Here is a 10,795-nt window from a genome sequence, read left to right on the forward strand (position 1 = left end):
CCCTCCGGATGGACAGTACTGAAATGGAAGCTCACAACATGCAACCGTCTCCCTCCCCGTCCCCATCCATCGCGCCCGAACGACTCACGACCGGGCCGCATGCAGACCAGCAAGACGAGAGAGACCAGCACGACCCGCCCCGACGTACTGGCCCGGCACCGGAGACCCACCCCAGGGGACTGTCGGCACAGTCGGCGTCCGGTGCCGTGGCCATCCCCGATGTGGCGCCGCTCGACCTCTCCTGGCTGGACTCGGGGGCAGACGGCCGCTGGATGGAGTCCCCGGACGAAGCGACCCGGGCCCTCGGCAGGATCCTGGCCGGCCACGGTGCTGGCGGGGCCATTGTGACCGGCGAACTCGGTGATCGCCGCGAGACCATTGAATCGGCCCTCTCAGGGGTCAGTGCGAACCGGGCGGTCTTCCGGCTCCACGGCAGCCCCTTCGCGGCGGCCACCCCGTACGGAGCCCTGGCCATCTTGCTGTCGGGATTGAACGAGGCGCCGCCGGCGCAGATCCACGGCATGGTCTGGGCCCTGGCCGACTACCTGCGCTCGCCCGGAGAGCAGCCGGCCATCGTGATCGTGTCCCAGGCGGACCAGATCGATCCGGACACCATTACCGTCCTGGCCCAGCTGTCCCAGCTCAACCGCATCACCCTAGTGGTGCACTGCGACCGGCCGACGGAGGTCCCCGTCGATCTGGCGGCCCTCCGCCGCTTGGGGACCCTGGCTGGGATCATGGTCTGGCCGCTGACCCCCACGGCGAGCCACGGCCTGATCGAAGAGGTGCTCGGGGGAACCGTGTCTCGCTTTGCTTCGACCGTGCTGTGGCAGCACAGCACGGGATCCGTCCACCGGTTGCGGCAGCTGACCCGGGACTGCGTGGTGTCCGGGAAGTTGCGGCGCATCGATTCCAGCTGGGTCCTCACCCCGGGGCCACTGCCCCGCTCCACCTCGGGAGGGGCTTCGACTGCAGTGCTGCGTGACCTTCCGGTGCGCCAGCGAGCACTGCTGGAGATGTTGGCGATCTGCGGGCCCATGCGCGTCGGTGACCTCATCCACACGGGCTTCGCCGCCGAACTGGACGAGCTCGATGACAAGCGGGTGCTCGAGATCAGGAACGGCCACAGCGGCCGGCTGGCCCTGGTCACCTCCGTGCAGGCGGCCGAGATCTTGGCCGCCATCGAACCCGACCGCCACCGTGAGCTGGCCAGCACCCTTGAGTCACTCGACCCCGGGTACCTCAGCGTGCTCCGGGCGGCCCAGGATCTGGTGGCCATCGGTGATGCCGAAGGGGCCATCTCCCTGTTCACCGACGTCGATCGGGCCTCGGGCAGCCGCCCGCGGGCCTCCTTGGCCACTGGCCGGGTCCACCTGGCCTGGGCCGAGTCCCGGGCCCGGGCCGTGGTGGGAGACCTGGACGGTGCCGAGGCAGCGATCCGGCGTTCGCCGGAACAGTCCTCTGCCCTGCTCAGCGTGCAGGCCGCGGCCCTGGCCGTGGCCCGCGGAGACCTCCGCGAGGCCTTGGCCCGCCTGGAGGTGGTCCCCGCTGAACACCGTCCTGAACTGCTCGACGCCGGCGGGGTGTTCTTCACGAGTGAGGCCATCCATTTCCGCGCCAAGTCCATCCGCGCCGAGGCGCTGGCCCTGGCGGACGATCAGGCCGGCGCCCTAGACCTTCTGGTCTCGCTCGACCGGGAACTCACCGGATTCCGGACGCTGGGGATCATCAACGACGTGCTTAGTCCCTACGAGCGGGCCGTGATGGCCGAGTCCATGCTGACCGTCCTGCTGACCTGCGGGCAGACCCAGCCGTGCCGGGACCTGGCCGAGGCGATCCTGGCCGGGAGGCATGGAAACCCCCATGCGGTGTTGTATGCCGATCTCGTCATCGCCGCCCTGGACGCCACGACGGGGTACCGGGACCGTGCCGAGCAACGGGCCTCACGGGTGGCGGCCCAACTCGAGGTGGCAGGCCAACCACAGGACCTACAGCTGGCGCTCGCCATCCAAGCCTTCTGTGCCACCGATCGAAACGATCCGTCCGGAGCGGACCCCTCGCGGCTGCTGGACGCACGCGCGGAGGGACATCCGCGCGCGGCGGCGGCACTGTCCCTGGGGCGGCTGGGCTGGCTGGCCGAACTGTTCCTGGCCTGGTCCACGGGTGAGATGCACTCCACCCGGGCACGGACGGCGAGGATCCTGGCACTTGCGGACCGGGCTGCCGCCGACGGGCTCTACGCCGTGGAGTTCTTCGCGGTGGCCAGCGCCTTCCAGTTCGGCGAGATGTGGCTGGCACCGCGGCTGGCCGAGGCGGCGGCCGGCACCCAGACGCTCACCTCCGCACCGGTTCTGCTGATGGCCCGCTCGGTGCTCGAGGACGATCAGGAGCTGCTGTACCGGTCCCTGGAGCAGCTCGCGGCGGGGGGGTATGCGGCGCACTTCGAGCGCATTGGCTCACCCCTGCTGAAGGACTTGCCGCAGGCCCAGCTGCGGCGGATGGCCGAGACCGCGGCCGCCGCAGCGCGCAAGAGCGGTGCGGAGGTCGAGGACCTGGAGGGCGAGCCGGACTGGATGGCCGAGTTGACCCGCCGGGAGAAGGAGATTTCCCGGCTCGTGGTGGCGGGCAAGAGCAATGCCATGATCGCCCGGATCAGCGGGATCTCCATCCGGACGGTGGAGGGACACCTCTATCAGATCTACGCCAAGCTGCAGCTGAAGGGCCGTACCGAGCTGACCCGACTGGCTGCGGCGCATGCCCCGCAAGGGACCGCGTCATGACCGCACCCGCCACCGGCCGCGTTCCGCCGCGGACCTTGCCGCGCAGGACTCCGGAAGTCGACATCCTGGTGGACGTCCTGCAGGGAGAGCGCTTCGCCGGTGCCGTGATCTTGGGCGGTCCCGGCATGGGCAAGTCCTCGCTCGTCCAGACAGCCCTGGAGATCAGCGGGCGCACGGCTGACGTGCAGACCGTCCAGTGCAGCCCCACACTCCGCGAGGTGCCGTACGGGGCCCTGACGCCCCTGTTGGCCACACTGCCCAACCTGACCACCCCCGTGGCGGTGCTGCGTGCCCTGCAGCAGTTTGGGCCCAACCCCGTCATCGTGGTGGTGGACGTCCAGCACCTTGACGCGGCCAGCGCCTTCGTGCTGGCCCAGCTCGTGCAGAACCGGGCCGCCACGTTGCTGACGATCGGAACCGGATCACTCGGGCGGGAGTCCGGCATCGCGGCCCTGGCAGACACCGGTGTGCTGAGTACCATCCGTTTGGAGCCCGCAGACCTGCAGCAGGTCCGGCGGCAGTGCACCGGGGTCCTGGGCGGGCCGCTGACCGAGGCTGCCGTGCGGACCATTCGGGGGATGACCGGGGGCAATCCCCGGCTCATCAACGCCTACCTGGCGTCCGCGCATGACCAGGGGATCCTCGTGCGGTCTCCGAAGGGTGCGGCTCTGCCCGGACGGCCGGCGCCGTGGATGCTGTTGCGGGCCGCGCCGGATCCGGATGGGCGGCTCATCGACACGGTGGAGGCCATGCATGATTCCCTGTTGCCGGGCGAACGCGAGACACTCGACCTCGTGGCCCTGGCCGGGTGGGCTCCGCGGTCCCTTCTGAGGGCTGTGGCGGGCGAGCACGTCCATGACCTGCTCAACGCCGGCTTCCTGCGGGCGGGGGAGTCCACGGACACGGTCGGCCTGGCGGCGGCCATCCACGCCGAGGTGCTGCGGGCCCGCATCCCACCGGGGTGGAGTTTCGAGCTGTACAAGAGGTGGCACGCCGCGGGCGGCGATGCTTCGGAACACCGGACCGCCCGCAGCGTTCTCTGGGCGCTGGAATGCGGACAGCCTGTGCCGCTCAGCGAGATCATGGACGCCGGCTACCGCGCCCTGCAGGTCAAGGATTGGCCCACGGCCCGCGCCATGTTCCCCCTCCTGTCCGAGTCACAGGATCCACGGGCGGCCCTGCTCGTGTCCGAACTCATGCTCGTGGGTGGACGGACCTGGGCGGCCAGCACGGAGCTGGAGGAACTGACGGTCCGCACCACGGATCCGAACCTTAGGTTGGAGGCGCTCAGCCTGCTGGCCCTGAACCGGGTGCGGACCGGGGAGGCCCCCAACCCCTGGGCTGCTCTGCCCGCCTTGATGGCCGAGCTCCGGGAGCGGTTGCCCCAGCACACGGTCACGCCGGCGTCCCTGGCCACGATGGTGGACATGCTGGTCAACGACGCCGTCCACCTACACCGGCCCGAACTGCTGGAGCAGGCCCAGCTCCTGGTGGATGATCCGGAGACCCCGGACTTCACCCGGGCCATCATGCTGCTCATGCAGGCGGACGCCCTGGCCATGGCCGGACAAGCGGACGTGGCCATTTCGGCCGCGGAGCGGGCCTACGAACTCGCGTCCACCGTCCCGGGCTTCTCGGCCCGGTTCGGACTGGATGCCCTGGTGTACCTGGTGCTCGCCTACATCACGGCGGGGTACACGGACCGGGCCATGGCGGTCCTGTCGGACCAGTTGAGCCTGGAGCCACGCCAGTGGCATCAGCGGTCCGGCACCGTCCTCGTCCTGCAGCACCTGGCCGAGACGGCCGACGGGACGCCGCTGCAGGGCTCGACATGGCTGGAGGACGCCGTCGTGGAGCTGCGGAACCACGATCCCGCCCAGATGCTCCCGTTCGCCGAGGCCTTGCTGGCACCGCAACGGGCCGCCGTCACCGTGGGGTTGCCCAGCCCCACTGCCGAGGAGCGTGCGGTGAGGATTCCCTGCGGCCCGGAGAGCCGCTGGCTGTGGTCCCTGGCCCTGTTCAGCATCGCTGAGGACCGCAATCCGGATGCCGCGGAGTTGGGCCCACCCCTGTGGCGCCGGATTCTCGAGGACCCGCGGCTGGAGCAGGACCCCATCATCCGGCGAGAGATCCTGCTCAGTCTCATCCTGATGCGGGATCCCCTGGACCTGGACGAGGCCGTCGTCGAAGAGCTGCACGGCACCGCCACGGCCACGCAGGGACCACGCTCAGCAGGAATCGCGCGGGCACTGGACCCGTCCCTGGCGGGGGACCCAAGGGGACTGGCCGAGGCGGCCGAGGAGGCGGCCGCCTCTGGCGCAGTCCTGCCCGCGGCGTTGTGTTGGTCCCGGCTGATCCTGCTGCACCACCGCGCCGGCGACCTGCGCCGCCGTGGTGAGGCGCTCCGGCGGCTCAAACATCTGCAGGGCCGCGCCGGCGTCGCGTTCCCGCCGTACATCGCCGGAGCCCTGGCCTTGGGTGAGCTGACCGCGCGGGAGCAGGAGATCGTGGACCTGGCGGCGCAGGGGCTGAGCAACGCCGCCGTGGCGGAGAGGCTCTTCGTCTCCCAGCGGACCGTGGAAGGACACCTGTATCGGGTGTTCACGAAGCTGGGGATCACCGATCGGTCGGAACTGCGCGAACTCCAGTTCTGAAGCACAGCATGGGCGCGCCCGGATTCCGGACCTCCTGAGGCACCCGTTGAGGCACCCGTCCCCCATCTGGGGGGACGGGTGCCTCTCTCGTTGACGGACACACCAGTGTGGCCGGCGTCATTCCACGTGGCTGCCGGGTGTCCGTAGGGAGCGGGCAAGTGCCCTGCACTCGGTCCACGGAGGCAAGTCGAGTAGACGGATACGGGTGTGTGACGGGGGTCCCCAAACCTACGCTCAAGGTGTCCGAACGGCAGGCCATCCCCGGCCTTGCTGAACGGTCGTCTACCGTCCTTCGCCACGCTCATGGGTGGCTCCCGCACCAACCTCCGGTGGGAGATCCAATGCTGTATCCGTTCTCGCCGCGCGCCGGCATGGGCTCGGGACGTGATCATGTCACAGGCCACTGAACGCGTGATCGCACCACACCATCCCGCCGCCGACGCGGTGCCCCAGTCCTCTCGTCGCCACTCGCTGCGCAATCCCTTCCGCGCCTTCCGCACCACTGTGGGGATGGCGCCCGCTGGCGGACACCGCATCGCCCCTCCCGGCGGCACAGTGGACGGGCTGGTCACGCTCCGGCTGCCCGGCACCGACTCTGCGGCCTACTGGCGGGAACGCTACCGGCGCAGCGTGCTCATGACCGACGTGGTCCTGGTCGTCCTGGCCGCGGCCCTGGGCGGTCATGCCTCCGCGCTCGCCTTCACGGACCCGGACCGGCCCGCCGCCGTGGTGGCCGGCGTCGTCACCCTGCTGTGGGTGGGCATGCTGCAACTGTTCCGGACGCGCTCGGCACGGAGCATGGCCGTGGGGGCGACCGAATACAAGCGGGTCGTCGATGCCACGGCAGCCACCGCCGGGCTCTTCGCGATCCTGGCCCTGCTGGTGGGCGGGACCGGGGGCAGGTATTTCCTCCTCATCGCCTTCCCGGCCGGGCTGGCCGGACTGCTGGCGGGCCGATGGCTCTGGCGTGTGTGGCTGCACCGGCGGCGCATCCACGGCTGCGCGCTGTCCGACGTCGTGGTAGTCGGTCAACCGGCCGACGTGCAGTACGTGCTGCGCCAGATCGAGCGGAAGTCCGGTGCCGCCTACCGGGTGGTTGGGGTGGTCCTGGACGGGGAGGCAACGTCCGAGGACGAGGTGGAGACCTCCCTCGCCTCCCGTCACACCCCCAGTTTCCTCGGCACCCACCACGTCACTTCCGCCGTGGCACGCCTGCACGCCGACGCCGTGATCGTGGCCGGGACGCTGACCGGCGGGAACCGGGCCATCCGCGATCTCGGGTGGTCCCTGGAGGAATCCCGGGCCGAACTGATCCTGGTGTCCTCGCTGACTAATGTGGCCGGCCCCCGGATCAGCGTCCGCCCCGTGGAGGGTCTGCCGCTGATGCATGTGGCGCAGCCCACCTTCGACGGCGGACGCCATCTGGTCAAGCGCACCATGGACATCGCCGTCTCCGCCGTGGCGGTGCTGTTGATGCTGCCCCTCTTCGGGGTCCTGGCGTTGATGATCCACCGGGATTCGCCCGGCGGGGTGTTCTTCGCCCAGACCCGCACCGGACGCCGCGGTGCACCGTTCCGGATGTACAAGTTCCGCACCATGCGGGCGGACGCCGAGCAGCAGAAGGCCGCGCTCGTGCTCGCCAACGAGGGCGCGGGACCGCTGTTCAAGCTGAAGGACGACCCGAGGGTCACTCGCATCGGCACCTGGCTCCGGCACCATTCGCTGGACGAGCTGCCGCAGTTCTGGAATGTGCTCAAGGGGGACATGTCCCTCGTCGGCCCCCGGCCCCCGTTGCCGGACGAGGTGGCGGCGTATGCCGGCCACGAGGGTCGCCGGCTGTTCATCAAGCCCGGACTCACCGGTCTGTGGCAGATCAACGGCCGCTCCAACCTGGGGTGGGACGAAAGCGTCCGCCTCGATCTCTACTACGTCGAGAACTGGTCCGTCACGGGCGATCTTCAGATCATGTGGCGCACCTTCAAGGTCATGATCCAACCCGAAGGAGCGTACTGATGAGTATCGCCGCCGATTCCACCGTCAACCCCGCCCTCCGCGTCGCCGTCATCGGCGCCGGCTACTGGGGCCCCAACCTGGCCCGGAACTTCGCCATGAGCTCCGACTGGGAGCTGGTCGCCATCTGTGACATGGACCGCGAACGGGCCGAGGAGCTGGCCCGGAAGACCGGCGAGCCGGCTGTGGTCACCTCCGTGGACGAGCTGCTCGCCGAGCACGCGGTGGATGCCGTGGCCATCGCGACGCCGGCCCGCACCCACCACACGATCGCCATGCAGGCGATCGCCGCCGGCAAGCACGTGGTGGTGGAGAAGCCCCTGGCGGACACCACCGAGCGCGGCCGCGAGATGGTGGAGGCCGCCCGCGCCACCGGAACCGTCCTGATGGCCGACCACACCTACTGCTACACCCCGGCCGTGCTCAAGATCCGGGAGCTCATAGCCTCCGGCGAGCTGGGCGAGATCCTCTACGTGGACTCGGTCCGCATCAACCTTGGCCTGGTCCAGCCGGACGTGGACGTCTTCTGGGACCTGGCCCCGCACGACCTGTCCATCCTGGACTTCATCCTTCCGGGAGGCCTGGAACCGGTGGCCGTCTCGGCCCAGGGGGCCGACCCATTGCGCTCCGGGAAGTCCTGTGTGGGATACCTCGCCCTGCCGCTGACCAACGGCGCCCTGGCCCACGTCCACGTCAACTGGCTGTCCCCGACCAAGATCCGGCAGATGGTGGTCGGCGGCAGCAAGAAGACCCTCGTCTGGGACGATCTCAATCCGCAGCAGCGACTGAGCATCTTCGACCGTGGCGTGGACCTGGGGCGCCAGGAGCAGGTCTTCGGGGACGCCGCCTCCCGCAAGGGCGCAGCCATCTCCTACCGCCTGGGGGACACCTGGTCACCGGCGCTGTCCGAGTTCGAGCCCCTGGGTCTGATGGTCACCTCCTTCGCCGAGGCCATCCGCAAGGAACAGCCGGCGCCCACCGACGGCAGTTCCGCGCTGCGGGTTCTCGCCGTGCTGGAGGCCGCCAGCGCCTCCCTGGCCGCCGGTGGAGCGAAGGCCCTGCTGGGCGGGGGCAACTCCTCTGATGCCGCCAAGTACACAACGATGGAGCCTGCACTGTGAAAACTGTCCAATCCACTGACAGGAGCATCCTTGACGGTGCCCGGATTGTCGTCACTGGCGGAGCTGGCTTCATCGGAAGCCATCTCGTGGATGCGCTCCTGAGAGACCGGACCCCGGCCGCCGTCACGGTGGTTGACAATCTTGCCAATGGGTCAGAGAACAACGTGCAGCACTGGCATGGCGATGAAAGATTCGCGCTGAAGGTTGCCGATGTCCGGGACAGAGAGGCGATGGACGCCGTCTGCACTCATGCCGACATCGTTTTCCACCTCGCCTGCCTGGGCGTTCGGCACAGTCTTCATTCCCCTGAGGAAAACCATGCAGTCAATGCTGAGGGTTCCCTGACCGTAGGCTTGGCTGCCCGTGACGCCGGGGTTCGGCTACTCGTTCACGTCAGCAGCAGTGAGGTTTTCGGCACAGCACAGTACGCGCCCATGGATGAACGCCATCCGACCTGGCCGGAAACGGTGTATGGGGCAGGGAAGCTTGCAGGTGAGGCGTACTCGCGGGCCATGTATCGAACGTACGGCGTGCCGACTATTGTGGCCCGCCCCTTCAACACCTATGGACCACGGAGCCACCACGAGGGTGACAGTGGCGAGATCATCCCACGCACGATCGTCCGTCTCCTGGGAGGAACAGCTCCGGTGTTGTTCGGCAACGGGGAGCAGACCCGAGATTTCATGCATGTACTCGATACAGCTGCTGGCCTGATGGCCTTGGCAGAGTGCGAAAAGGCTGTGGGCGAGACCGTGAATCTTGGCACGGGGCGGGAGGTCAGTATGAGATCCCTGTGCGACCTCATCTCTGAGGCCGTGGGGCGCTCCGATCTCGTGCCAGAGGTGCTGCCGGATCGCCCTGGTGATGTTCGGCGGCTCATCGTGGACAACCGACGAATGACCGAGTTGACCGGGTGGAGCCCCACCCAGGACTTCTCGGCCGGCATCAGCGATCTGGTCGAGTGGTTTCGCACCTGCGGCAAAAGTCCGGACGAACTGCTGGACCAGGTCTCAGCAACGAACTGGTCTGAGGAGTCGGTGCCGACGTGAGCAATCGGATTGATGTAATGAAGCCCTGGCTGGGCCCGGAGGAGACCGAAGCAGTCTCCCGGGTCATCGCCTCGGGCTGGGTCGCCCAGGGGCCCCGGACCGTCGAGTTCGAACGGGCCTTCAGCACGGCCCACGGGGTGTCCCACGGCGTGGCCACCTCCTCCTGCACCACCGCCCTGCACCTGGCCCTGCTCGTGGCGGGAGTGCAGCCCGGTGACGATGTCATTATCCCCTCGTTCTCCTTCATCGCCACGGCGAACGTGGTGACCTACGTGGGGGCCAGGCCGGTGTTCGCGGACGTGGACCTGGTGACCGGCAACGTGACCGCCGAGACCCTTGACGCCGTGCTGACACCCCGGACCACGGCCGTGATCGCCGTGGACCAGGGCGGCGTCCCGGTGGACCTGGACCCGATCCGGACCTTGTGCGACCGGCATTCCCTGGCCCTGGTCGAGGATGCCGCCTGCGGGGCGGGGTCCACGTACCGCGGTTACCCCGTCGGTGCAGGGGCAGATGTGACCGCCTGGTCCTTCCACCCTCGCAAGGTGCTCACCACCGGCGAAGGCGGCATGCTCACCACGGACAACCCCGAGTGGGCCGCCCGCGCCCGGCGATTGCGGGAGCACTCCATGGACGTGTCCGCGGCTGAACGGCACACCTCCGTGCTGCCCGTCCAGGAGGGCTACCCCGAAGTGGGATTCAACTTCCGGATGACGGACCTGCAGGCGGCGATGGGCCTGGTCCAGCTGGGCAAGCTGCCGGAGATGGTCCGCCGCCGCCGTGCCCTGGCGGACGACTACCGGGCCGTGCTGTCCACCCTGGCCGGTCTGCGCTACGTCACGGACCCGGAGTACGGCACCTCCAACTTCCAGTCCTTCTGGATCGAGGTCCTGCCGGATTTCCCGCTAAACCGGGAGGAACTGCTCGAGTGGCTAGCGGCGGACGGGATCTCCGCCCGGCGGGGGATCATGGCGGCCCACCGCCAGGGCGCCTACGCCGGACACTCTGGCCTGGTCAGGCCCCTGCCCATGACCGAGAGGCTCACCGACAACACGATGATCCTGCCCGTGTTCCACTCCATGACCGAGGACGAGCATCGGAGGGTGACCGCGAGCCTCCGGGCTGCTGCGGAGTCACCGCGCAACACCCGCAACCACTCGACCATCAGGGGGAGCCGATAG

The 10,795-nt window shown here is 69.0% G+C and carries 6 protein-coding genes; all 6 read left to right on the forward strand.

What is annotated here, in order from left to right; genetic code table 11:
- The first annotated feature begins 206 nt into the window (after nucleotides 1-206).
- The 6 genes from ABD134_RS01005 to ABD134_RS01030 all read left to right on the forward strand — a co-directional run bounded on the left by ABD134_RS01005 (nucleotide 207) and on the right by ABD134_RS01030 (nucleotide 10,795).
- Nucleotides 207-2,780 (forward strand): helix-turn-helix transcriptional regulator, encoded by a 2,574-nt coding sequence (locus tag ABD134_RS01005; protein WP_344225886.1) that lies wholly within the window; start codon nucleotides 207-209, stop codon nucleotides 2,778-2,780.
- Nucleotides 2,777-5,434 (forward strand): LuxR C-terminal-related transcriptional regulator, encoded by a 2,658-nt coding sequence (locus ABD134_RS01010; RefSeq protein ID WP_344225887.1) that lies wholly within the window; start codon nucleotides 2,777-2,779, stop codon nucleotides 5,432-5,434. The genes ABD134_RS01005 and ABD134_RS01010 overlap by 4 nt, the downstream gene beginning before the upstream one ends.
- A gap of 390 nt (nucleotides 5,435-5,824) precedes the next feature.
- Nucleotides 5,825-7,447: a sugar transferase gene (locus tag ABD134_RS01015; protein ID WP_344225889.1), complete on the forward strand. Its 1,623-nt coding sequence runs from the start codon at nucleotides 5,825-5,827 to the stop codon at nucleotides 7,445-7,447.
- On the forward strand, nucleotides 7,447-8,565 hold the full coding sequence (locus ABD134_RS01020) for a Gfo/Idh/MocA family protein (RefSeq protein ID WP_344225890.1): 1,119 nt from the start codon (nucleotides 7,447-7,449) through the stop codon (nucleotides 8,563-8,565). The genes ABD134_RS01015 and ABD134_RS01020 overlap by 1 nt, the downstream gene beginning before the upstream one ends.
- Nucleotides 8,562-9,614, forward strand: coding sequence for a dTDP-glucose 4,6-dehydratase (locus tag ABD134_RS01025; RefSeq protein WP_344225892.1), 1,053 nt, complete (start codon nucleotides 8,562-8,564; stop codon nucleotides 9,612-9,614). The genes ABD134_RS01020 and ABD134_RS01025 overlap by 4 nt, the downstream gene beginning before the upstream one ends.
- Nucleotides 9,615-9,631: 17 nt before the next feature.
- Nucleotides 9,632-10,795 (forward strand): DegT/DnrJ/EryC1/StrS family aminotransferase, encoded by a 1,164-nt coding sequence (locus ABD134_RS01030; RefSeq protein WP_344227593.1) that lies wholly within the window; start codon nucleotides 9,632-9,634, stop codon nucleotides 10,793-10,795.

This window comes from Citricoccus alkalitolerans (assembly GCF_039528175.1).
GTDB classification, from domain to species: domain Bacteria; phylum Actinomycetota; class Actinomycetes; order Actinomycetales; family Micrococcaceae; genus Citricoccus; species Citricoccus alkalitolerans.

Bases quoted from the DNA above. Each gene is read 5' to 3' on its own strand.
- ABD134_RS01010 (WP_344225887.1), top strand. From the start codon at position 2,777: ATGACCGCACCCGCCACCGGCCGCGTTCCGCCGCGGACCTTGCCGCGC.
- ABD134_RS01015 (WP_344225889.1), top strand. From the start codon at position 5,825: ATGTCACAGGCCACTGAACGCGTGATCGCACCACACCATCCCGCCGCC.
- ABD134_RS01020 (WP_344225890.1), top strand. From the start codon at position 7,447: ATGAGTATCGCCGCCGATTCCACCGTCAACCCCGCCCTCCGCGTCGCC.
- ABD134_RS01030 (WP_344227593.1), top strand. From the start codon at position 9,632: ATGAAGCCCTGGCTGGGCCCGGAGGAGACCGAAGCAGTCTCCCGGGTC.